Source organism: Psychrobacter sp. JCM 18903 (genome assembly GCF_000586475.1).
Lineage (GTDB): Bacteria > Pseudomonadota > Gammaproteobacteria > Pseudomonadales > Moraxellaceae > Psychrobacter.
Genome location: NZ_BAWJ01000006.1, coordinates 151,529 through 175,894, shown reverse-complemented (window position 1 = coordinate 175,894; position 24,366 = coordinate 151,529). Strand labels below are relative to the sequence as shown.

Sequence of the window (24,366 nt, the reverse complement as noted above, 5' to 3'; positions counted from 1 at the left end):
TGAAAACTATTTGAGTTATATTTATCTATTGAACTTTAGATATTTTTTTATCTAAACTAACAGCTATAGAGTAGTTTTAGAAACTAATCATTGATGACTGAAAATAAATTCAAAATAGAAATTTATTGTTTTAGATATATCAAAATTATTGAAACAGTAACTTTTCTGTAAAGCTATGCTAGCTTCTTCAAAATAATTGTTATGCAAAATATGTTTAGAAGCTTGCTGAGATGATGAAAATATCTCATTTAATTTATAGACATTATCTGATCCTGGCCAATCAAAAATAACACTTTTGCTTCCAGAGCTCATAGCTTCAGCTACTGCAGTATGACAACCTTCGGTATCACTAGTAGATAATAGCCAACCAATTTTTCTAAACCATACTGACACATCATTACCATAGTCATCAAATATTACAGCATCTTTTAACCATTCTGAATTTTCGATTCTCTCAAGCTGAGAGAAATAAAACTCTCTTTCCTCACTCTTGTTCCATATAAATGGTACATCCCATGGCATCTTAGATTTTATATAAAGAACGTACCTATCATCTGTTTTTCTTAGCTCTTCTAAAATATCTAAACTTCTATCTAGTCTCTTCAGCCTCGGTATACAACCCAATAATCCTAGGTTATATTCATACCCTTGTATTTTTTCTCTATTAAAATGGAGTGTATCTGCATACTGTGGTAAAACTTTTATTTTTTCACTTTCCCATTTGTAATTTCTGATACAGAAATCTTTAATGTAATCGCTTACTACTATAAAATAATCCACATTATCAGCATTTATAAGTGATGGTTGATTGGTAGTTATTTCAAATCTATGAAGCCTAATTAACAATCTTTGGTTTGCTTTTTTATTTTGGCTATAAAAAACAGCTGGACCAACTGCCCATTCACAAATTATTATATCTGCCCACTCGACCATTCTTTCCGAATATTTTTTATCGTTTTTTAATGTAGAGCTCCAATTATCAAATTTAATAACTAGACCTGATATCCCTTCTAGTTCTTTTATAACCTTTGAAAGGAACTTATTATCATGAGAAGCGATTAGCACCTTCCTACTTACTTCTTTTATATTCTTTAACTTATTAGTGTTATAACCTTCATAGAAAAACTTTAGTTGTTTATCATATATATATTTGAATGTATAGGCTTCAACTTTATTTTGAGCTATATTAAGGATTTTTTTGTAATTGCTTGTAGTAAGTGAAAAAGCACCTATTATAGAGTATAATTCAGAATAAGAGTCAGCAAATAATGGATAGTTATCGCCAACTATTGACATGTTTGCTCTGCTTTTATTTATGATTGGTAGAGTTCCAGCAGATATACTTTCTAACAGTTTTGTAGATATTTCATTATTTGTATCAAACTTCTTATCCCTAATCGATATCAAAAAAGTTGATTTGGATGTTTCATTGATCGTTTCATTTCTTCCAAGCACTTTTGTCCATTGTATTCCTTTTTCTTTAATTTTCGACTCTAACCTATTTTTAAAACCTTTATCATCTTTAACAGTATTGAATTTAGAGCCTATTAATTTAACTTTATAACCTAGCTCTGATATAGATAAAGAGTTATCTATATAATCTTCTATTAAGTAGTTTACATCTAACTTTCCTGCATAAACTACAGACTTGTTTTTTATTTTATTTTTGATAGCTTTACTATCTTGATAAATTATTTTTGGAACCATAGGATTCAATACTATAACTCTCTCAACTAGCTCTGGAAACATCTGCTCAGCATAATCCCTCATTTGTTCAGTTTGAACTACTAGTCTATTAATACTTGAATGAACATTATTTAGTATTGTTAATTCATAACTATCTTCAAAAACACTAAGAGCAGCGAAATATATATCCATTTTAGATATTATTTTTTTATATGAAAGATTGGCTATATTACGATACATATCCTTTACGAATCGAGGAGCTCTCATAATTATGTTGTCAAAATGTATTTTCTTGTCAATGGCATTTAATATAGAATATAGCTCGTAAGGCGAAATTGTATTTTCACTACCAATTTCAGTATAAGATTGATCCCAAGGATTAATTATATTAACTCTAATATCAATACCATTAGTTATAGTATTATCAGTTGGCCTATCTCTTAATATCAGGTATACATCGTGTCCTGCTGAACTAAATAAATTACAAACTGATTGCATCCATATAGATGAACCATCAATACCATTTGCAGATATGTCGCCAAAAACTGCTATATTATTCATATATTTTATACCTAAACATTCAATATTATTTACTAATCCAAAAAACATACCGGCTTAATTATATATCTACATTGAAAAACTTACCTCATTAAAGAAATTTTTATTTTTTAACTCTAGTATTAATGGATAAAGAGAAATATTTTCGTTTTCTATAAGAATTTTTATTATATGATCTTGACTATTCAAACAATATATTATTTTCCTCATAATAAAAGTTGAGTTATACGTTCCAAAAGAAAACCATAACTTGTTATCTTTCAGATCCTTTAAATCAAAGAAAATAACATCTATATTAGATTTAGCAATAACATCTTTATAATTATCAGGCTTCAATAGAACTTTCCTGTACTTCTCATCATCTAATTCAAAATTATTAGAAAACACACCAGCTATCATCCTATCTTTAACTTTTGGTAAAAATAGTAAACATTACTGTTTATAGTGTAATTCATAGTACTAGAAGTATTTTTTGAATTAATATTCTTAATTTTTGATTCAGTTATATTGCTAATACTTATAACAGCATGATCTTGATTCTTATCAACCTTTTGGGTAGAATCTACTAGATTTTTTAACGCAGGATTTAAGCCTTTAAAATCTTTTTCTAAAATTTTATTTTTAATATCAATTAAAGACTTACCTAATCTATAGCTATGAGATTTTTTCAGTGAAATATTTTCTCTTTCTAAGTTAAATACATAATTCTTCAAATCATCTTCATTACTTATTTTCTTCATATCGACCTCAGACAAAACTGATAATGTTATTGAAATTTATTGCATTAAAATCTCTATGTTTAACAAGAATAAAAATACAATCTATATCTTTACTTATATCGTCTATATGAACTAAATCACCTTTGCTTAAGATGCTAGGTAAGCATTTAATATTAGGTTCAACCAAAAGAAGATTAATGTCACTTCGTTGCAACATATCTTCAGCAATTTTAACAGCAGGGCTTTCACGCAAATCATCAATATTAGGTTTGAATGCTAACCCTAACAACGCTACTGCTGGCTTTTCAATACCTTGTGCTTTTAACTTATCGATTTCAGCATTGATTTTACCTATTACCCAGTCAGGCTTGCTGTCATTTATTTCGCGAGCAGCTCGAATGATTTTAGCTTCATCAGGGTTTTGATTGACAATAAACCATGGATCAACAGCGATACAGTGACCACCGACCCAGCGCCAGGTTGCAAGATATTGACACGTGGATGATGGTTAGCCAGTTCGATCAGCTCCCACACATTGATGTCGAGCTTATCAGAGATGATAGACAGCTCATTAGCAAAAGCAATACTTACATCACGAGAGGCATTTTCGGTTAGCTTTGCCATCTCAGCGGTACGAGAGTTGGTTTCTAATAGCTCGCCTTCTACAAAGATTCGATAAACTTCTTTTGCTTTATTGGTAGATTCTTTCGTCATACCACCGATGATACGATCGTTAGATATCAGCTCTTCAACCACCTTGCCTGGTAACACGCGCTCAGGACAATAAGCCACATAGATATCAGCTTCAATATCAGGCTCATGATATTTAGGAAAGGTTAAGTCAGCACGCGCTTCAGCGAGCCATTCGACCATCTGCTCTGTTGCCCCTACCGGTGAAGTCGACTCTAGAATGACCACATCACCTTTTTCTAATAGCGGTGCAAGTGCTTTACTCACCGCTTGAATATAGGACAGATCTGGCTCGTGATTATCGCCCTTAAAAGGTGTCGGTACAGCGATAAGATAAGCATCTGAGTGTACTGGCGTAAGGCTGGCTTTGAGCTACCCTTATCTACTGCTGTTTTTACAATTGCTTCAAGACCAGGCTCAACGATATGGATCTTGCCTTGATTAATCGTATCAACCGCATGCGGATTGACATCGACACCGACGACATTGGCACCATGATGGGCGAACAACGCAGCAGTTGGCAAGCCAATATACCCTAAACCAAATACACAAATATTTTTCATCTTAATCCCGTTTACTTAATATTAAGTTAGCTTAACTCTTTAGTGTTAGCTGTTTACTCATATAAAAACTCAACGATAGTCTCAGTGATGCGCTCTGAAGCCTTACCGTCGCCATAAGGATTATGGGCTTGGCTCATTTTTAAATAAATAGCTTCGTTTTCAATCAAATTACTAACTTCAGCAACGATGGTAGGGCCATGAGTACCTACTAGCTTAACCGTACCTGCCTCTACTGCTTCTTGACGCTCAGTCGTCTCACGCATGACCAATACCGGAATACCAAGCGACGGCGCTTCTTCCTGAATACCACCTGAGTCCGTGAGAATAATATGGCTGGTACTCATCAAGTATACAAAAGGCAGATAATCTTGTGGTTCGATCAGCTTAACATTACGCAGACCACTTAATAAGCGATTGACCGGCTCTTTAACATTAGGATTGAGATGTACAGGATAAACAAACTCATAATCAGGGTATTTTTTTGCCAGCTCTTGAATCGCTTGGCAAATTGATTCAAAGCCATCACCGAAGTTTTCGCGGCGGTGACCCGTAATAAGAACCCGACGTTTATTAAAGTCCAATTCTGAAAACTGCTGCTGTAATTCCAATCGTAGTGATGCGTTATTTTCTAACTTATCTTTAACATCTAACAAGGCATCTACAACGGTATTACCAGTAACATAGATGTATTCTGGGTTGTTATGCTCATCATACAAATTTTGCGCCGCAGCTTTGGTTGGTGAGAAGTGCAACTTGGTAATGACACTAGTTAGTTGTCTGTTAGCCTCTTCTGGCCAAGGTGAATAGAGACTATAGGTACGCAGCCCAGATTCAACATGTCCGATCGGTATTTGTTGGTAAAATGCTGCTTGTGCACCGCATAGTGTGGTCGATGTATCGCCGTGTACCAGTACTAAATCAGGCTTGCATTCTTGTAAAATAGGCTCAAGTGCCATTAACATTCTAGAGCTAGCTTGGGTTAGGCTCTGATTGCTTTTCATGATATCTAAATCATAGTCGGGAACTATCTCAAATAGAGCCAGCACCTTATCTAGCATTTCACGATGTTGGGCAGTCACACAAACGATGGATTGAATATCAGGATTGGCTTCTAAAGCTTTAACAACAGGCGCCATTTTAATCGCTTCAGGACGTGTGCCAAAAATACTAAGGACTTTTTTCATAATAGCTTCTTTATCATATATTTATTTATATAGATATAAACATTCAGTTACAGAATATAATTAAGCTTGCAATGGTATAGGTTTGAGTAATGGCTCTCAAGTAACTGTATGTTGTCTTATTACTAATTGAACATGTGTTAACTTATTTTTAAGTAAATTTATGTTTCGGTAATATTGCTAAAATATTAAATACAGGTTAGTCGTAATTATTCCAGCTACCGAAAGCTATCGAAAATTTTTCTTGAAAAGCGGTTTTTGGTTGCTGAGATTAAATTCTAAATATGCTGTATCCAGCTCATTTCTTAACCTAAATACAGCAGACCTCCTCAATTCTTGCTAGAATAATCGATGTCTTTTATTCATCATGAAGCTCAATTATGCCTGTATCTACTACCAAACCTCTCACTATCCTCCATACTTCCGACTGGCATTTGGGGCGCAGGCTTTATGGACGAATGCGTTATGACGAATTTGAGTCGTTTTTAGGTTGGTTGCAAGACGCCATTAGCCTGCAGAAAGTGGATATATTGATCGTTGCTGGTGATATTTTTGACACTATGACCCCAAGCAATAGAGCTCAAGCGCTATATTATGAATTTTTAGGAAAAGTTTCAAAATCATGCTGTCAACATATTGTCATCGTCGCAGGCAACCACGATTCCCCTACTTTTTTAGATGCACCAAGCAATGTATTAAAGTTTCTAAATGTTCATGTTATCGGTACGGCTTGTGAAGACTTAAACGATGAAGTATTGATGTTAGAAGATACAAATGGAAACCCGCATTGTATTATTGCGGCTGTCCCCTATTTGCGTGATCGTGATGTCCGTAGTAGTGGTGCTGGCGAGTCGGCTGATAGCAAAGATGCCAATGTCATTAAAGGCATTCGTGCTCATTACGATGAAGTGGCTAGCATTGCCAAAGCGAAGAAAGCTAAATTAGTTGAAGTATACCAGCGTCACATTCCCATCATTGCTACAGGGCATCTATTTGCAGCCGGTGGCACCACTACTGAAGACGATGGTGTACGTGAGCTTTATGTCGGCTCACTCGGTAAGATTTCTGCTGACATGTTCGATGAAAGTTTTGACTACGTTGCACTTGGACATTTGCACGTGCCACAGCGTGTCGGTGGTCGTGAGAGCATTCGCTATTCAGGCTCGCCAATCGCGATGGGATTTGGTGAGGCTAAGCAACAAAAGCAAGTATTACTGGTACAGTTTGGTGCAGTAGCAAATGACATTAGCAGTCAAAAGTCAGCCTCAAACAATACAATTGAAAGCAGTATTCCTCAGCTGACCAATACCGTTACCCCGATTGAAAAATCTGCTAAGAAAGCAGCCAGTCAGACGACGGAATTTATGGATGACTTGTTTGGTTTTGACGAGCAATCAGAAAATAATGAGGTGACTAAAACTGCTGCTACAGAAAACATCCCTGATCAACGGGATCAAAACAACCAATCAATGACTAACAGTCTCGATACTCCCAACAAAATATTGCATCGCGATAATTTGACGCAGATGCAGGTAATCTCCCTCCCTATTCCAAAATTTCAAAAGTTAGCACAAGTTTCAGGTGATTTGGAGTGCCTTAATCAGGCTATAGATAAAGTCATTCAATCTCTTGATGCAACAGAGTCTGTATGGCTCGAAATTATTTATACGGGTGAGGAGATTATCAGCGAGTTACGTGAGCATATCCAAACGATGGTAGATAATTTGCCGTGCGAGGTGTTAAAAATCAAAAACACTCGTACCTATAATAAAGTACTAAATCAACAACAGATCTCTGAGACGCTACAAGATTTAAATGAGCAAGAAGTATTCGAGCGTTGCTTGATTGCTCATGATATTCCTGATGAGCAAAAATCATCTTTGCGTGACGCCTATGATCAAATCGTTTATAACTTACGTCATGAAGATACTCAAGCTGAATAGCATTATGTAATCATAAACGCTGTTGATCGAAGCTAGCTAGAATAATAGCTTCATTTCTCATTATTGCCCTTTTTATTACTACCTATAAAAAATAAGACCCTGCCATGCGCCTAATAGAACTAAGACTTAAAAACCTCAACTCCTTAAAAGGCGAATGGCACATTGACTTTAGTGATCCCGCTTTTCTTAACGAAGGTATTTTTGCCATTACTGGGCAAACGGGGGCTGGCAAGACGACCATATTGGATGCGATTTGCTTAGCACTCTATAGCCAAACGCCGAGATTGGGTGATATCACTGGTTCAACGAATGAGATCATGACTCAAGGTACAGGTGAATGCTCAGCAGAAGTCATTATAGAGATTGATTCCAAGCGTTATCAATGCTACTGGTATCAACATCGTGCCCACAAAAAAGCCAAGGGCAATTTATTACCAATTAAGCATGAGATTAGTGAGGTGCAGACCGGCAAGATTTTAGAAGAGAAGAAGTCCAAAACTTCTGCCTATATACAAAACCTCATCGGCATGGATTTCAATCAATTTACTCGTTCCATCATGCTCGCACAGGGCAGTTTTGCCGCGTTTTTAAAGTCTGATATCGGCGATAGAGCGCGATTTTAGAGAAAATAACGGGTACTGCTATTTATGCCAAAATATCGTTAAACGTTCATGAAAAGAAACGCTTTGAGGAAGAAGCGCTTGACAAACTACAGGCAGGCGTGAATAGCTTGTCGTTATTAAATATTGAAGACGAAAAACTACTGGTAGCAGATTTAGAGAGCTTTAACCAACAGCAGAGCGCACAGCGCCAAACCTTTAAAACCCTGAGTGAACAGTTACAATGGCTGGATAGCGTTCAGCAGCTACAGCAAAATCTCTCGACCTATCAGACCGATTTTTTAGCGGCACAGCATACGCAGCAAACCTTTATTCCAGAAGCGCAGTGTTTAGATGGCGCTAATAAGGCTTTAGAGATTGATAGCTATTTCCGTGAGCTTAGCTACAGCCGAAATTTGGTTAAGCAGTTAGAGGTTGAGCAGCAAGATTTGCTTAATAAGATTCCAACTCAGCAAGAAGCGCTGGCACACGCCAATACCCATTTAAACTCTATCAATACCATTGCAAAGCAAGCCACAGATAGCCTACATGCTACTTTGCCTATTATTAAAAAGACGCGTGAGTTGGATGCTGAGATAAAACAGCACTCTTATTCTTTAGCTAGCGATAATCAGCGTAAAGAGGTATTAGTTAGTAACACTAAACAATTAGGTCAAGATATAGCTGACCACAAACAAACAGAGCAAAAGACTCAGACTCAGCTTAGCAGTATAGAAAAGTACTTTCGCGACTACCAAGAGCTAAACGATCTCGATACAGATATGGTGACCTTCGATAACAGCTGTCGCCAATTAATGGCGCTGTTGGAAGATAATGCCAATCTAACAGCGGATAAACTTGCTTATAGTAATCAAGCCCGCATGCTACAGACTGATTTTGATAAGTTATATAAGCAGCAAAACGCAGAGAAATTATTGATAACGCAGCAGCGCGAGCAACTTGCCAGCGTACAACAGCAGCAAGCCACACTCATTCAAAACCAGCCCATTGCTAATATGCGTAGTGATCAAGAGCAAGTCGATCAAATCAGCACCCAGATTGCGCAAGCCAATATTAAGCTAGAGCAGCTGTCTGAGCGTACCAACCAAATTCAACACATCAATGCAACGATACCCAAACTGAATCAAGAGCTTAAGACTTTAGAAGGTTTGATTGCCAGTCATAAGATAAATATTGAAGAGGCTAAGCTCAAGAGACAAGAGAAACAAGAGCATCTACATCTACTACAAAAGGTCGCTAATCTTGAAGATTATATAGTAGAGCTAGAGGATGGGTCGCCCTGCCCGCTTTGCGGAGCACATGAGCATCCTTATGGTAAACATCATCCGTTATTAGACCCTAGTACCAAGAATAATAATACCGACGCCAATGACGACCAAAACCAGTCGTCCACAATAAAACAGACTAAGGCGCAATTAACTCAACAGCACATAGCTGAATTAGAAACTGCTATTGATAATCTTGAGCAGACTTTATCTAAACATCATATCGACCATGCCACCAAAAAAGAAGCCATCAATAATCAACAGCAGCAGCTGACACCCTTACAGCATCAATCTCAAACGTTAACCGATGATATTCAGTCTAACCTTTCCTCGCTATTTAACACTAAAAATAATTATTCGGAATCGATTGTGGCGATTATCCAGCCGCTTGCCCATTTAAAAATTGATGCTGATGTTGAGCGCTCTTTAACCCTATTAAGTAGCATTAAATGCAATCTACTTGAACAAAAACACGCTCTTAAACTAATACTCACCCAATATGATGACCTTAGCGACAGTATATCAGCGCTCAGTAAGGCCATAGAGAGCGAGGAAAAACAGCAGCAAGCCCTTATTGGTGAGATAAGCCATCTGACAACTGACCTAAAGCTGACTGCTCAAAAAATAGAGAGCATCGATGAGAAAACCGCTGCTAACTTCTCCGAACTGTCACCCTTGATGGCGACCATTGCAGCTTTGGTAAGTAAGTACCCAGTCGATAAATACAAAAATTATGTCAGTATCGAGCTGGCAGGTACAGAGGTTCAAGCCGCAATTGAGAAACTGTTTCACGATATCAACGAGCAAAAAGTGCTTGATAGTGTCGATGATTATGACCGTTATATTGAAAAATTTCGTGCCCAAAGTCGTGTCTTAAAGCAGTTGAAGCAACACTACAATGAGCAAAGCAGCAGCCAACAACAACTATTGAATAGCTTAAGTGGTTTAACTGCGCAGATTGATACCAAACAATCGCAGCTTACCCATGATGAAACTGCGCTCAAAAACTTAGAAAATGTGATCAATGATAAAACCAAGGCTATTACGCGGCTAAAAACAGAAAGACAGTCGCTATTCGCAGATAAAGATACAGACTATGAAGAAAACCAGTTACGCAGCGCTGCTGATGAGGCTAAAGCCAAACAAATCATAGCGCAAAAACAGCTAGATTCTATACAGCAGTCTTTAGAGCAATTAAAGAGCAGAGAGCAACAGCTAGCCACAGAGCGACAGTCGGCGACTACTACCGTAAATACACAGGACAGCATTTTTACTAACTTACTCATAGAGTCAAAGTTCGTCGATGAAGCAGATTTTTTGAATGCGCGTCTGCCCAAAGAAGAGCGTGAGGCATTACATATACGTAAACTAGCGATTGATAATACTCTACAACAGGCTAAGTTGCAGTTAGACAATACTCAGCAAGCATTACAGCAAAAACTTGCTACCCCTATGACAGATGAAGACCGAGAAACACTTGCTAGCAAGTATCATCAAATACAGGCGGATATCGATGAGTTAAGTCAAAAAATTGGTGCGATTGACCAAAGGCTTAAGGATAACGACAGCCAAAAAGGGCAACAGGCGACACAGCTGATTGCAATCGATGAACAAAAACAAAAACTACAAGTTTGGCAGCAGCTACATACGTTAATTGGTTCTGCTGATGGCAAAAAATATCGTACCTTTGCCCAAGGCTTAACGTTTGAAGTCATGATTAGCCATGCCAATACGCAACTGCAAAAAATGAGTGACCGCTATTTGCTCATTCATGATGACAGTAATCCGCTTGAGCTTAATGTGATTGATAACTATCAAGGCGGTGATATTCGCAGTACCAAAAATCTATCGGGCGGCGAAGGATTTATTATCAGCTTGGCGCTCGCCCTTGGGCTATCGCAGATGGCAAGTCACAACATTCGCGTGGATTCACTGTTTTTGGATGAAGGGTTTGGTACGCTTGATGAAGAGTCGCTTGATATTGCGCTCGATACTTTAACGAGCTTACAGCAAGAAGGTAAGCTTATTGGCATTATCTCTCACGTACAGGCGTTAAAAGATCGCATCTTGACTCAAATCAAGGTTGAAAAAATCTCAGGTGGTTTTAGCCAAATCAGTGGTCAAGGCTGTCGCCGAGTGGTCAATATTACTAATGAAAAAGCCTCGTAAGTTAAAGCGGTCATCAAGAGTCGAGCGTGCATCACGCCGTTGATTACTTTTTACGCTTAGCCAGACAATAAAAAACCACCGTTAATTAATAACGGTGGTTTTTTTAAAAAGACCTTTATCTTGTTGTTTATTGAATGACTAGTTACTTAGTTAGTTTAGTTACTTGGTTACCAAACCGCTTAGCTCACTCATTAATACTGACAACGTTGAAAGACCAATTTGACCATTTTCATCATTGCTATGCAGATTATCTAACTTGCTCATCTCTGTGGTGACAGACTCCAGATGATCTAAGTGGCGTGAACGCCATTCACCAAATGCTTGCTTGGCATCTGGTTTAGATAATATGGCATCCATCAGTAGACGTAGACTACGTGACAGCTCATTCATCAACGCATGGCGTGCGCGGCGATCCCAGTAGTCTTGCTGTGGTAAAGTGGCAATGTTGTCCATCATCCAATCTAACTGCAAGACGTGATAGGCATCAAAGTACAACGTTGCAATCTCATCAACAGGACGCTCATATTGCTCAGCGAGCAGTGCGGCATCAAGTGCATCAACATGATAAGGCAGCATCGCAAACAACGCAGCATCACTATTAGACAGATCATCCTGCATCAGGCTAGTGGTGTCTTCTTGCAAGTATTCTGCAAATTGTTGCTCAATAAAGCCGCCTGATTTGGTTAATTTCTCAACACTATCACTAAAGCGACTGATCATGTCAGCAACTTGCAATTCTTGACCAAAGGCATTGATAAACCAAACAACACCTTGCTCAAGCGCATCACGCAAACGCAGCTCAAGAGTTAGCAGTAATGTAGCATCGACTTGATTGTCCAGTGCTTCAAGGGTGTTCCAAGCTTTTGACACATTGAAGACATCACGGCTAATCGCATAACCACGTACGATGGTCGCCAGCGATTGATCTGTTTCCTCATAAAGACGGAACAGTGCTTCAATACCCAAACGATTGACCACACTATTGGTCAAATAGGTGCTGATAATCTCACGATGTAAGCGGTGTTCAGTCATCTCATCAAAGAAACGCGTCGCCAGCTCATCAGGGAAATACTTGCGCAGCTCATTGATAAAGTACGCATCATCTGGCAAGTCTGATGATAATAAGTTGTCATACACCCACATTTTTCCATAAGCCATGACAACTGCCAGCTCAGGATTGGTCAAGCCAGTATCTACTTTTTGACGTTTGGCAATTTCTTCATCTGATGGCAGATATTCAATTGCCCGATCAAGACGCCCTTCACCTTCTAACATCTGAATAAAACGCTGATGATCGCTTAAGTTAGCCGCCGCACGAATGTGGCTAAGCTCAATGGCTTGTGGCTGAAGGTAATTTTGACGCAATACCAGTTCTGCCACGCTATCAGTCATGCTCTCAAGCAACTCATTACGCTGCTTTAAAGTCATGTCGCCTTGCTCGACTACTTTACCAAGTAAAATTTTGATATTTACTTCATGATCTGAGCAGTTTACGCCGCCTGAGTTATCGATAGCGTCGGTATAAATGCGACCGCCTGTTTGTGCATATTCGATACGCCCTTGCTGGGTAAAGCCTAAGTTACCACCTTCACCAACGATGGCCGTACGTAGCTCACTGCCGTTGACCCGTACGGCGTCATTGGCACGGTCACCGACATCAGCATGACTCTCATTCACGCTTTTCACGTAAGTACCAATACCGCCATTCCAAATAAGGTCAACAGGCGATTTTAACAACGCACTGATTAACTCATTGGGTGCCATGCTATCTTCAGCGATATCAAAACGCTGTTTCATCTCAGCACTGAGCGTGATGCTCTTATCTTGGCGGGAGAAAACGCCACCTCCTTGGCTAATAAGTGACTTTTCATAGTCATCCCACGTCGAACGCGGCATGTCAAATAAGCGGGCACGTTCTGCGTGTGAAGCAGCAGCATCTGGATTAGGATCAATAAAGATATGTAGATGGTTAAATGCAGCGACCAGCTGGGTATGGGTGGAGAGCAGCATACCATTGCCGAATACGTCACCACTCATATCGCCAATACCAACCACGGTAAAGTTATCACGGTTCTGAATGTCCATGCCGCGCATACGGAAGTGGCGTTTGACCGATTCCCAACCACCGCGTGCAGTGATACCCATGGCTTTATGATCGTAACCAACCGAGCCGCCTGAAGCAAAGGCATCGTCGAGCCAGAAGTCATATTCAGCAGACAAGGCATTGGCAATATCAGAGAAGCTGGCGGTTCCTTTATCAGCCGCGACCACTAAGTACGGATCATCTTCATCATGACGCACGGTGTTGGCTGGCGGGACAATTTTTCCATCAACGATATTATCAGTCACATCGAGCATACCGCGTAGGAATGCTTGATAACAAGCAATGCCTTCGGCTTGGAATGCGTCGCGACCATCTGCCATGGTTTTGGTTTTGACGATAAAACCGCCTTTTGAACCAACAGGAACGATTACGGCGTTTTTGACCATTTGTGCTTTGACCAAACCAAGCACTTCGGTGCGGAAATCTTCCATACGATCCGACCAACGCAGACCACCACGGGCCACTTTACCACCGCGCAAATGCACGGCTTCAACACGCGGCGAATACACGAATATCTCAAACATCGGCTTTGGTTTTGGTAGATTAGGAATATCTGCTGCCAAAAACTTAAACGATAAACGATCTTTACGCTGACCATCGCTATCGGTTTGATAGAAGTTGGTGCGTACCATGGCGTTAATTAAATCTAAATACCAACGTAAGATACGGTCTTCATCCAAGCTATCCACACCTGCCAATGCCGCTGTGATTTGCTGTTGAATCTGCGCGGTTTTTTCTGTGCGCTCATCTTCACTGTACTTAGGGTTCATACGGGCATCAAACAGACTACCGAGCGCCACGCTAATGTCGCTATTTTTTACTACCGTTTGCTGAATATACGTACTAGAGAATGGTGCTTTCGCTTGCATCATATAGCGTGACAATGCTCGTAGTACCACCACATCATAAGTGTCTAAATTGGTCGTCAATACCAACTCGTTAAAAGAGTCGCTCTCGACATGCCCTGCCCAAATCTGTTTGAGACTGTCTTCAAACTGACCACGCACTACCTGCATGTTGACAGTATCGACATGCTCCAGTGTTAACTCATACTCTTGCATCCAAATGGGCTGCTCAGGCAGATCAAACTCATAGGTTTGTGCTGAAATGACAGACACACCAAAGTTTTCAAGGATTGGCAGGACTTTAGACAAAATGACAGGCTGTTCACGACCATACAGTTTTAGGTGTAATTGATTGCTTGCGTCGCCGGTTGATTGGTATAAATGCCAAATCATCGGCTGTTCTTCTGTCAATACAGCCAAACGCTTGGTGTCTTCAACCGCAGTACGGGCATCAAAACGCTCTTGATAAGCCGCAGGGATATAATTCAAAAAGCGACGGTTTAAAGCATTGGCTTGTTGCTCACCCACATTATCCAGCAGCATCTTTTGATAGCTGTCGCTCCATGATTGCATTAAAGCAGATAGTTTTGCTTCAAGTGCAGCAGTATCGACGTCTTTCACTTGACCTGGCACCGTACGCACGTGGACATGCACACGTGCGTGAGCTGATTCATTGAATTCGGTGGTAAACCCTGATGATGTGCCACCGTAGGCTTCTTTTAGGACGTTCTGTACTTTGATACGTAGCTCGGTGTTGAACTTGTCGCGCGGGATATAGACCAAGCATGAGACAAAACGCTGATAATGATCCACACGGCTGAATAGGCGCAGGCTCTTTTTATCTTGCAACTGGCTGATACCAGAAACGATAGGATATAGCTCTTCGACGCTGGCTTGAAACAAGTCGTCACGCGGCAAGGTGTTAATCACATGCATCATTTTATGATGCGCATGACCGTCACGCGGCAGTTCTGCCATCGCCATAATCTTATTAGCTTTGTCACGTAATAGCGGAATTTGCTGTACCGTTAGTTGATACGCTTGTGAGGTTAATAGACCAATAAATCGATATTCACCAACCAGCTTACCATTGTCATCAAATTTATGAATACCCAAAAAGTCCATATATACGGGACGATGCACAGGCGATACACGGCTTGATTTGGACAACATCAACACTCGTGGTTCAGTCAATAGTTGCTTTAATACTTTTGGCAATTGGCTAAAACTTTCGGACAGTTTATCTTCTTCAGCACCGCGTAATAGACCAAGACCGCTATTACCAATGGCGAATAAATCTAAATCAGCAGGTTCAGCATTCACTTCGACAGCCTGCCCGCCTTCCAAACGGTATTCACGATAACCCAAAAATATAAAATGATCGTCTAATATCCAATCTAAAAACGCTTGTATCTCTTGCTGCGAGTAAAAAACTTCTGGCAGTGGTTTATTTGATAGCTCAGCTTTGATATCCGTCAACTGCGCACGCATCTGCTTCCAATCGCCAACGACTGTATCTAGCGTATCAATTTTTGCCAATAACATTTGCTGTAGCGCAGCCAGATCTTCATCATCTTGATAGGCAATTTCACAATGAATCAAAGACAAATGAGAGGTCGCGCTTTCATGTGCGCCTTCGACATGAGTAATATGACCATTATCATCACGTGCAACACTGACAATGATGTTATAAGTACGATGAACATCGATACCTTCAGACTCAAGACTCATCAAAATCGTATCGACTAAAAACGGTCTGTCATAGGCAACAATTTGAATAACCGTATGTGAGCTATGAAAATGCTGCTCTTCTGCTTTGGGGTTCAGCACCTTCAGTTGTGGCTTGCTACCATCATAGGCTTGGAGCAACGTAAAATGATGTAATGCCATGCCCGCTAGGTCAGCATTACTGATAGTCTCAGCTGCCTCTGCGTGCAATGGCTGATAATAGCTATGAATAAAATGATCAAATAATGATTTGTCTTTTTGTACATAACTGGTAGCAATATCGCTTATCTGGCCGATGCGCTCTTTTGCGATACTGAGGGAGTTTGGCATGTCCTTCATCCTTTTTTATAGATTTGATTTATCATTTATTTAAGTTTATTAATTCGTACTAACTAATGGCAGCGCATAAATATGTGAAACATTATTGGTGCTGCAGAGCAGTATATCCATTTACGCAATTTATTCTGTTTTTTCTTGATATTTTAAGTTTCTCTCCTTTTTTCACCCTTATTTTTAGGAATATGTCGCAATTGGGATTTAATACCATTAATTTAGTGAAGTGTAACGTACATAGCGCGCCAGCTAAAGCTACAACATCATTTCATGAATCAGCAACATGTCGATAACATTTGCTCATGAGACAAGTTTTTCCGTTTATTAATGATTAATTGCTGGCAAGTGGATACTCATGGCAATCGGTACGACTTTTTTGTTAGAATATGCCAGTATATTTGAGAGTGTGTGGCTAACTCATAATTAACTTTAATGCTAAGGGCAAGACGTATGATGAATATTTTGGTGATTGGTTCAGGTGGTCGCGAACACGCGCTAGCATGGCAATGTGCAAAAGACGATAAGGTCAATAATGTCTACGTCGCGCCTGGTAATGCTGGTACAGCGCTTGAACCTAAATGCCAAAACGTTGTCCTAGTATCGACTGACGAGAACGCTAGTGAACATAGTGCAATCATCGATTTTTGCCAAAACAATGCCATTGATATGGTCATTGTTGGACCAGAAGCGCCTTTGGTCACTGGTATCGTTGATGCTTGCCGCGATGCTGGGATTCAAGCGTGGGGACCAACAGCATACTGTGCGCAGTTAGAAGGTTCCAAAACCTTCGCCAAAGAATTCATGGAGCAAACCAATATCCCTACCGCAGCCTATAAAGGCTTCACCGAAGCGGTGGCAGCCAAAGCTTATATCGATGAAAAAGGTGCACCCATCGTTATCAAAGCTGATGGCCTTGCCGCTGGTAAAGGGGTCATCGTTGCAGAAACTATCGAACAGGCATATGAGGCCATCGATGACATGCTTGCGGACAATAAGTTTGGTGATGCAGGCAGCCGAGTGGTGATTGAGCAGTTTTTGCAAGGTGAAGAAGCCAGCTTTATCTGCATGATTGATGGTAAAAATATCTTGCCAATGGCAACGAGCCAAGACCATAAACGGGCTTTTGAAGGCGATACAGGTCCGAACACAGGCGGTATGGGAGCATACTCTCCTGCGCCAGTGGTCACTCAAGATGTCCATGAAAAAGTCATGACTCAAGTCATTCAGCCAGTGGTTGATGCAATGAATAATGCGGGTCACCCTTATACAGGATTTTTATATGCAGGTCTTATGATTGATGAGGCAGGTGATCCTTATGTGATCGAATTTAACTGCCGTTTTGGTGATCCAGAAACTCAGCCTATCTTAATGCGTTTACAATCATCAATGGTAGATTTGGTGGCACAAGGTCTAGCAGGACAGTTACCTAGTGATGCTCAATGGGACAGCCGCCCTGCCCTCGGTATCGTCATTGCTTCAAAAGGCTATCCTGAAACATCATCAAAAGGTGATGTAATTGCTGGCTTGCCAGAACTAGATGACAATAATGACAACGCTGTCAAAGTCTTCCATGCGGGCACAGCGTTTTCTGACAGTGATGCCATAGACCGTGAAAAAGAAGTGGTGACGAATGGCGGACGTGTATTATGCGTGACTGCTCTTGCAGATAGTATTTCAGATGCTCAGCAAGCCGCACTTGCGGTAACAGGTGCGATTAGTTTTGATGGTGCACAGTATCGCCGTGATATTGGTCATCATGCCATTGCTCGTGAAAACAGTTAAAAATAAATATTACTCAGGCGAGAGCTTTTCGCATTTTTAGTCTGATACACCAAATTACTCTTAGCTTTTATGATTCGACCTAGCATCATGCTAGGTCTTATTTTTTGATATTATTTTTTACGAAGTGATAATCTGCAAATATATACTGCGGCTTACAAAGTAACTGCTATTGGCAAGCTTAGGCTCATCAACCAAATGTGCTTTATATGATACAATTTTGTACCCGTACATCGCATCTCCCTTGTATTGTAGGTTTTGAACCCACAAATCAATACCAACTGGATGAATGATTATATTTATGGCAAATGATACGTCTAAACCTTCTAGCACCAAGCAATCCATCGATAACTTAAAAACCTCAGGGTTTGATAGGCGAATGTCGATTGCTAAAACTTCCTTAAATATTGGTCGCCGCTGGGCGGGTAATAGTGTGTCTGGCATGTTCTTAAATAAAGAAGCTCGCACAGCACGCAACCAAGTATTTATGGAAGCCCAAGCAAACTACCTCGCAGAAGAGCTAGGTAAGCTAAAAGGTTCAGTCGTCAAAATTGGTCAAATGCTAGCGATTTATGGTGAACATATTTTGCCACCAGAAATCACCCGTGCCTTGCAAACGCTCAATGACGATACCGCTACGCTATCATGGCCAACCATGCAACAAACGCTGCAGCAATTATTGGGTGAAAAACTACATGAATTAGATGTCGATACGGTTCCTATAGGTACCGCGTCGCTCGCTCAAGTTCATCGAGCCACCGTGATTGCAACTGGCGAGCAAGTTGTATTAAAAATTCAGTATCCGGGTGTTGCTGATGCGATCAACTCGGATCTTGCTTTATTTAAGCAACTATTAAGAGTAAGTAATATCGTTCCGCAGACCCGTTCACTCGATGCTTGGTTCGAAGAGATACGTGACCTACTCCATCATGAAGTGGACTATGAAGCTGAAGCCGCGACGACAGAACGATTTTATGACCGTTTGAGTAATGATCCGCGTTACATAGTTCCCAAGATTAATCGCACTTATTCCAAAAAACGCCTACTCTGCATGTCTTATGAGCCAGGTATTACCGTAGTTTCTGAGGCATTACAATTATTACCTCATGAGCGTCGTAACGCTATTGGTCAGGCAGCCATCGAAATCATGATGCAAGAGATTTTTGTGTGGGGTGAAATGCAGACAGACCCGAACTTTGGTAATTATTTGGTTCGTGTCAGTGAAAATGAAGGCGATATCGATAAATTAGTATTATTAGATTTTGGTGCTATTCGTCAATTTGATAACAACCTTTTGACCATTGCGCATGGCTTATTAAAAGCGGGTTACCGCCATGATCATCAGGCGATGATGCTTGCGATGACGGGTTATGACTTCTTTGATAGTATGAGTGATAAAGTACGCTCTGATATGGCGTCACTATTTTTATTGGCAACTGAACCGTTTAGTGATCCAGCGACCAATCCTGACATTCCTATCGACTGTCTAGATAAGGACGACCGTTATATTTGGGCGAACAGCAAACTTCACTCTCGCCTCTCAACACAAGCCACAAAAGCGATGCAGTCTTTTGAGTTTAACTTACCACCAAAAGAATTTATGTTTATTAGTCGAAAATTTATTGGTGCTTATACCTTTTTGACGGTGCTTGATGCTTATACTGATTCGGATACTTTAGTAAAACCTTATTTGTAGTTTTGGTTGAAGAAAATTTTTTCTAATAGTAAGTAATTTTTGAACCGCCCTTTTGTGGCGGTTTTATTTTTTAGCATTTTGTTTGCTTAGGCTATTTTATATATTATAAATTAGCACTTATTATCAGCAAGATTTATTTCGATTTATTACTTAGGTTATTTAACCTGATTTACAGTATCGGCCTGCCACTCATCAAACCTAGTTTTATAACTCTCCGGCTTACGCATATTAAGCTCCCAGCATACCTCTCCACGGGCTAAATATTTTATTTCAAAATGCGTGCGCTGACTGTCATCAGCGACTTGATAGCGCTCATTAGGCAACGACCATATCTCCTTTGCTTGCTGCTCTGCATTATTTATATAGGCTTCGATGTTGGTTACTAGTACCACCTCTCCACCTACTTGCAAGCGTGACAATAGAAACTCGAAGAAAGGCATGTTTAGCCATTGCTGGTTGGGATTATGCTGTTCAGGATTGGGGTACAGTATGAAGATTTTACTGACACTATTGGGTTTAATGGCATGCACAATCCATGCGATCGCATCAGCATGAATGGCGGTTAAATTCGGTGAATCTTGTAGCACTGCCAGTTTGGCAAAAGCGTCAAACTTATTACGCGTACGTTCAATTGCAATCAGGTACTTATCGGTGTTTTTTGCGGCGAAACCAAGCGCATGCTTACCCTTCCCTGCACCAATTTCTAATATTAAAGGGACAGTACTTTTATTGTCGTGAATGATATTTGGCATAATAAAATCACGTGGTGCTGAAAGCTTTTCTGGTTGAAATGCTCGCTGTTGCTGATGTGTAAGCTCAATATTATCGGTCATCTACTATCCTTAAAGTATTTGTCTTTTGCCATTATTCGGGCGCATGCTATTATATAGCCAATCTACTTCAATAGTAATATAGCGACAGCGATTAACGCGCTATCGTAGTCTATCAAGCGCGTACGAGATGAAAATAGATGCAATTACCGACTGCCGCTCGCTAATGACGTTCATCATACAAATAAATCGAGGATACTCCCACTCTTATCATGACTGAATCTACCCCCCACACCTCCCCTAAAACCTATCCTTGCCCACGTTGTGGTACCAAGACAGCATGGCAAGACAATAAATACAAGCCGTTTTGTAGCAGTCAATGCAAACTTATCGACTTAGGTGCATGGGCAAATGAAGACTATACCTTACCTGCAGAAACCACGCCTTTTTCTGACGAGCTATAATCAACACCTTCTCTTTTAACTAATTTATCATCTTAAGGATGTTTTATATGTCTGCTACTTATCTGATGCCCACTTATAACCGTCAGCCAATCAGCTTTACACGCGGTTCAGGCAGCTGGCTATATACCAAAGATGACACGCCTTATTTAGATGCGCTGACTGGTATTGCCGTATGCGGTCTAGGGCATTGCCACCCGCAAGTGACTGACGCCATTCAGCAGCAAGCAGCGACTTTAGTACATACCAGTAATTTATTCGGTATCGACTGGCAAGAGCGTGCGGGTGAAGTGCTATGTACAGCCGCCCAAATGGACAGTGTGTTTTTTGCCAATAGTGGTGCTGAAGCGAACGAGGCGGCGCTCAAATTGGCGCGTCTATATGCCTATCAGCAAGGTTTTAAACGCCCAAAAGTCATCGTTATGGAGCAGTCATTCCATGGTCGTACCTTACTATCATTGTCAGCCACCGCCAACCCAAAAGCCCGTGAAGTTTTACACATTAGATGAGGATTTTATCCGTGTACCCTTTGGCGATATTGCCGCGATTAAGCAAGCCGCGCAAGATCATGATGAAATTTGCGCCATCTTTGTAGAGCCTATTCAAGGTGAAGGGGGTTTAAATACTGCTGCCAACGGATTTACGTATCTTGAAGAATTACAAGTAGAGTGTGAAGCACGCAACTGGCTATTTATGCTAGATGAAGTGCAAACAGGTAATGGCCGTACGGGTAAATACTTCGCTTATCAACATAGTAATGCGCGTCCTGATGTATTGACGACAGCTAAGGGCTTGGGTAACGGTTTTCCAGTAGGCGCGTGTATGGTACGTGGCCGCGCTAATGGCCTGTTTGGTGCTGGTAGCCATGGTTCTACTTATGGCGGCACGCCGCTCGCCAGTCGTGTGGTACATAGCGTGTATGACGTATTGGCTAACAGTGATATCATGACCAATGCCGTAACCGAAGGGCTGTTTATTCGTGAGACGCTGGTCGATACACTAGGACAATACGGCGTCAGCAGTCGTGGTGCAGGTATGATGATTGGTATCGCTTTGCCTGAAGACATGGACTGTAGTCAGTTGGTTGATCGTGCGCGTGATGAGCAAAAGCTAATCATCAATGTCACTGGTGGGCATGTTGTGCGCTTGCTACCGCCGCTTAATATGAGCCGCGATGAGAGCACACAAGTGGCTGAGCGTTTGATTGACTTGCTAAAACCATCATTTAGATGATTGGTCACACTAGACGCTAACACTAAAAAAGCCTATAGATAATATGTCTATAGGCTTTTTGCTTTTGGAGGCTTTAAACTACTCTCTACGGTGCATTATTCAAACGTCATCTAATTAGCATGAAAATACTTTTTTAACACCTCTAAACAGCGAGTGATTTTGGCTGGCTGTTGATCACGGTTTAAGGTGACAGCATATAGTACAAAACTTGGTAATTGATAACCGGTCAACACTTCGACCAAATCACCATTTTCAAGCTCTTTTTTGATGTCCATTTCCATCATTCTAACCAAGCCATGACCTTCTTTTGCCAAGGTGGTCGCCATAAAGACATTATTGGTATAAATGCGTGAATTCATTTTCGTACGCGTCTTTTTACCCGTTTCTGTCTGAATGAGATCAATTTGATTGGCATCTTTCATGATTTCAATACAAATCAGCTGATGGTCAGCCAAATCTTTAGGCGTCTGCAGTTTGGTATGTTGGCGTAGGTACTGCGGTGAAGCAACCAACATTTGGCGCACATCGGTCAATGGATGACTGCTGAGGCTCGAGTCATTAATCGATGGACTCATACGAATCGCAATATCGATCCGCTCATCAATCATGTCAATATAGTGGTTGTCTGCTAGATAGGTAATGCTAAGATCATCATGTGCCGCCATCCACGTAGAGAGTGCCGGCAAAATATGATTAACGCCAAGCTCCGGTGTTGTCGCCACTCGTAAGCTGCCTGCCAACTCATCACGCAACTGATTGACCTTAATCCGGCCTTGTTCAGCAGCACTTACCACATCCTTTGCGGCTTCATAAAAGCTTTCACCAGCTTCTGTTAAGCTCAGCTTACGAGTTGAGCGGTGTAATAGCACGACGCCCAGCTCATTTTCTAATGAGCGGATTTGCTGACTGACTGCACTGGTTGTAATGCCAAGCTCACGTGCTGAGCCACTAAAAGAGCCATGTCCAACCACACTGGCGAACACAGCCATACCACGTAAATTATCCAACATATTCTCACCTAAACTTCATTTCAGTTTTTAATATAACTTAACCATTATAACGAATCTTAATTTATCTTATCGTTATTAAATATTTCTCTCTTGTTTAAAAAAGCCCATTTACTCTGCAATAAAAACAAAAATATCAAGGCGATAGTACAACATCGCCTTGATATTTTATATGAAAGTTGTCTTTAATAACTATATAGACTTTTAAATAATTTTAACAACAGTTTTTCTGACTGTTTAATACAACTGAATCTTACCCATTTTTCCTTCACCGCGCTCATTCAAATACTGCATCACAGGCGTAGCAAGCAGTCTTGCTTCTGCAACCGTTTTGGCATGCACCAAGCGCTTTTGTTGGCGACGCTCAGGCGTCTTATCCTCTGCTTGCATGACGCTGCCATCGATTTGCAAGTCAATTTCTGCTTGGGTGAACTGCTGTTGCAGTTTAGCCGCTAATTGCTGAAAAGTGGTTTGTAAGTGCCGACTATCTACACTGGTTATAAATATTGCCTTGCCATCGCATAAGCCCGTCATCATGCCTTGACGCGCAAGTGCCAATTCGTCTTGAGCCAATATCTCCGCTTCACGAGCCGTTTGTAGCCAATAATCCCATTTTTCTGGTGTCCACTCACCAAGCAGTTCTTGCGGTGAGCAACGCAGCAAAGTACGAGGATCATCCAGTTGCGTTGTTAACTGAGAATTATTTGCATCAGGCTCAACAACGGGTTCAGGCTCAACAACGGGTTCAGGCTCAACAACGGGTTCAGGCTCAACAACGGGTTCAGGCTCAACAACGGGTTCAGGCTCAACAACGAGTTCAGGCTCAACAACGAGTTCAGGCTCAACAACGGTTCAGGCTCAACAATGGTTCAGGGCTAGTCACTAATACATCATGATTTTGCTCAGAATTTTTAGCCAAACTTGGCTCAAAATTGTTATAGGTTTCGACTTGCAAATCATCATTATCTCGTGCTTGATAATCAACGCCATAAGACTGTAATGGCGGTGCAGAAGCC

General features: G+C 40.7%; 14 protein-coding genes and 2 pseudogenes. 7 read left to right on the top strand and 9 right to left on the bottom strand.

Going from position 1 to position 24,366, the window contains the following annotated elements; all coding sequences use genetic code 11:
• Positions 1 to 87: 87 nt before the first annotated feature.
• The 5 genes and pseudogenes from TT12_RS06155 to wecB form a co-directional block, all read right to left on the bottom strand.
• Complete coding sequence (locus tag TT12_RS06155) at positions 88 to 2,247, bottom strand: glycosyltransferase family protein (RefSeq protein WP_045453031.1); 2,160 nt, start codon at positions 2,245 to 2,247, stop codon at positions 88 to 90.
• Positions 2,248 to 2,313: 66 nt separating this feature from the next.
• Positions 2,314 to 2,643, bottom strand: coding sequence for a hypothetical protein (locus TT12_RS06150; RefSeq protein ID WP_045453025.1), 330 nt, complete (start codon positions 2,641 to 2,643; stop codon positions 2,314 to 2,316).
• Complete coding sequence (locus tag TT12_RS06145; RefSeq protein WP_045453018.1) at positions 2,640 to 2,984, bottom strand: hypothetical protein; 345 nt, start codon at positions 2,982 to 2,984, stop codon at positions 2,640 to 2,642. The genes TT12_RS06150 and TT12_RS06145 overlap by 4 nt, the downstream gene beginning before the upstream one ends.
• A 7-nt stretch (positions 2,985 to 2,991) precedes the next feature.
• Positions 2,992 to 4,216: pseudogene (gene wecC / locus TT12_RS18275) on the bottom strand (UDP-N-acetyl-D-mannosamine dehydrogenase).
• 53 nt (positions 4,217 to 4,269) lie between these two features.
• Positions 4,270 to 5,400, bottom strand: a complete 1,131-nt coding sequence (wecB, locus tag TT12_RS06135; protein ID WP_045453015.1) for a non-hydrolyzing UDP-N-acetylglucosamine 2-epimerase — start codon at positions 5,398 to 5,400, stop codon at positions 4,270 to 4,272.
• A 377-nt stretch (positions 5,401 to 5,777) separates the two neighbouring features.
• On the opposite strand from wecB, the gene TT12_RS06130 reads away from it, so the two are divergent.
• The 3 genes from TT12_RS06130 (at position 5,778) to TT12_RS06125 (ending at position 11,394) form a co-directional block, all read left to right on the top strand.
• Entirely contained in the window at positions 5,778 to 7,340 is a 1,563-nt protein-coding gene (locus tag TT12_RS06130; RefSeq protein WP_045453012.1) for an exonuclease SbcCD subunit D C-terminal domain-containing protein, read from the top strand.
• Positions 7,341 to 7,444: 104 nt separating this feature from the next.
• Positions 7,445 to 7,963: an AAA family ATPase gene (locus TT12_RS16795; protein WP_243443430.1), complete on the top strand. Its 519-nt coding sequence runs from the start codon at positions 7,445 to 7,447 to the stop codon at positions 7,961 to 7,963.
• A 107-nt stretch (positions 7,964 to 8,070) separates the two neighbouring features.
• Positions 8,071 to 11,394, top strand: coding sequence for an SbcC/MukB-like Walker B domain-containing protein (locus TT12_RS06125; protein WP_243443429.1), 3,324 nt, complete (start codon positions 8,071 to 8,073; stop codon positions 11,392 to 11,394).
• A 159-nt stretch (positions 11,395 to 11,553) separates the two neighbouring features.
• On the opposite strand, the gene TT12_RS06120 is transcribed toward TT12_RS06125, so the two are convergent.
• Positions 11,554 to 16,401, bottom strand: coding sequence for an NAD-glutamate dehydrogenase (locus TT12_RS06120; RefSeq protein ID WP_045453009.1), 4,848 nt, complete (start codon positions 16,399 to 16,401; stop codon positions 11,554 to 11,556).
• Positions 16,402 to 16,857: 456 nt separating this feature from the next.
• Here TT12_RS06120 and purD point away from each other — a divergent pair, with 456 nt between their 5' ends.
• Together purD and TT12_RS06110 are read left to right on the top strand one after the other, a co-directional pair.
• On the top strand, positions 16,858 to 18,186 hold the full coding sequence (gene purD / locus TT12_RS06115; RefSeq protein ID WP_045453079.1) for a phosphoribosylamine--glycine ligase: 1,329 nt from the start codon (positions 16,858 to 16,860) through the stop codon (positions 18,184 to 18,186).
• A gap of 298 nt (positions 18,187 to 18,484) precedes the next feature.
• On the top strand, positions 18,485 to 19,879 hold the full coding sequence (locus TT12_RS06110) for an ABC1 kinase family protein (RefSeq protein ID WP_045453076.1): 1,395 nt from the start codon (positions 18,485 to 18,487) through the stop codon (positions 19,877 to 19,879).
• 155 nt (positions 19,880 to 20,034) lie between these two features.
• Here the strand turns inward: TT12_RS06110 and TT12_RS06105 are convergent, their stop codons facing one another.
• Positions 20,035 to 20,712 carry a class I SAM-dependent methyltransferase gene (locus tag TT12_RS06105; RefSeq protein WP_045453005.1) on the bottom strand — a complete coding sequence of 226 codons (678 nt, stop codon included), beginning with the start codon at positions 20,710 to 20,712 and terminating at the stop codon, positions 20,035 to 20,037.
• Between the two features lie 209 nt (positions 20,713 to 20,921).
• On the opposite strand from TT12_RS06105, the gene TT12_RS06100 reads away from it, so the two are divergent.
• Positions 20,922 to 21,113 (top strand): DNA gyrase inhibitor YacG, encoded by a 192-nt coding sequence (locus TT12_RS06100; protein ID WP_045453002.1) that lies wholly within the window; start codon positions 20,922 to 20,924, stop codon positions 21,111 to 21,113.
• Between the two features lie 47 nt (positions 21,114 to 21,160).
• A pseudogene (locus tag TT12_RS06095) lies at positions 21,161 to 22,343 on the top strand (aspartate aminotransferase family protein).
• Between the two features lie 110 nt (positions 22,344 to 22,453).
• Here the strand turns inward: TT12_RS06095 and TT12_RS06090 are convergent.
• Both TT12_RS06090 and TT12_RS19340 read right to left on the bottom strand, forming a co-directional pair.
• The gene (locus TT12_RS06090; RefSeq protein ID WP_045448120.1) at positions 22,454 to 23,353 is read right to left on the bottom strand and encodes a LysR family transcriptional regulator; all 900 of its coding nucleotides are present in this window, start codon (positions 23,351 to 23,353) and stop codon (positions 22,454 to 22,456) included.
• A 234-nt stretch (positions 23,354 to 23,587) separates the two neighbouring features.
• Positions 23,588 to 24,013: a hypothetical protein gene (locus TT12_RS19340; protein WP_045453000.1), complete on the bottom strand. Its 426-nt coding sequence runs from the start codon at positions 24,011 to 24,013 to the stop codon at positions 23,588 to 23,590.
• Positions 24,014 to 24,366 lie beyond the last annotated feature (353 nt).

What these genes read in the sequence shown, in the direction of transcription:
- TT12_RS06130 (WP_045453012.1), top strand. Translation starts at nt 5,778, where the DNA reads ATGCCTGTATCTACTACCAAACCTCTCACTATCCTCCATACTTCCGAC.
- TT12_RS06105 (WP_045453005.1), bottom strand. Translation starts at nt 20,712, where the DNA reads ATGACCGATAATATTGAGCTTACACATCAGCAACAGCGAGCATTTCAA.
- wecB (WP_045453015.1), bottom strand. Translation starts at nt 5,400, where the DNA reads ATGAAAAAAGTCCTTAGTATTTTTGGCACACGTCCTGAAGCGATTAAA.
- TT12_RS06155 (WP_045453031.1), bottom strand. Translation starts at nt 2,247, where the DNA reads ATGAATAATATAGCAGTTTTTGGCGACATATCTGCAAATGGTATTGAT.
- TT12_RS16795 (WP_243443430.1), top strand. Translation starts at nt 7,445, where the DNA reads ATGCGCCTAATAGAACTAAGACTTAAAAACCTCAACTCCTTAAAAGGC.
- TT12_RS06100 (WP_045453002.1), top strand. Translation starts at nt 20,922, where the DNA reads ATGACTGAATCTACCCCCCACACCTCCCCTAAAACCTATCCTTGCCCA.
- TT12_RS06145 (WP_045453018.1), bottom strand. Translation starts at nt 2,984, where the DNA reads ATGAAGAAAATAAGTAATGAAGATGATTTGAAGAATTATGTATTTAAC.
- TT12_RS06090 (WP_045448120.1), bottom strand. Translation starts at nt 23,353, where the DNA reads ATGTTGGATAATTTACGTGGTATGGCTGTGTTCGCCAGTGTGGTTGGA.
- TT12_RS06150 (WP_045453025.1), bottom strand. Translation starts at nt 2,643, where the DNA reads ATGATAGCTGGTGTGTTTTCTAATAATTTTGAATTAGATGATGAGAAG.
- TT12_RS06110 (WP_045453076.1), top strand. Translation starts at nt 18,485, where the DNA reads ATGGCAAATGATACGTCTAAACCTTCTAGCACCAAGCAATCCATCGAT.
- TT12_RS06120 (WP_045453009.1), bottom strand. Translation starts at nt 16,401, where the DNA reads ATGCCAAACTCCCTCAGTATCGCAAAAGAGCGCATCGGCCAGATAAGC.
- purD (WP_045453079.1), top strand. Translation starts at nt 16,858, where the DNA reads ATGAATATTTTGGTGATTGGTTCAGGTGGTCGCGAACACGCGCTAGCA.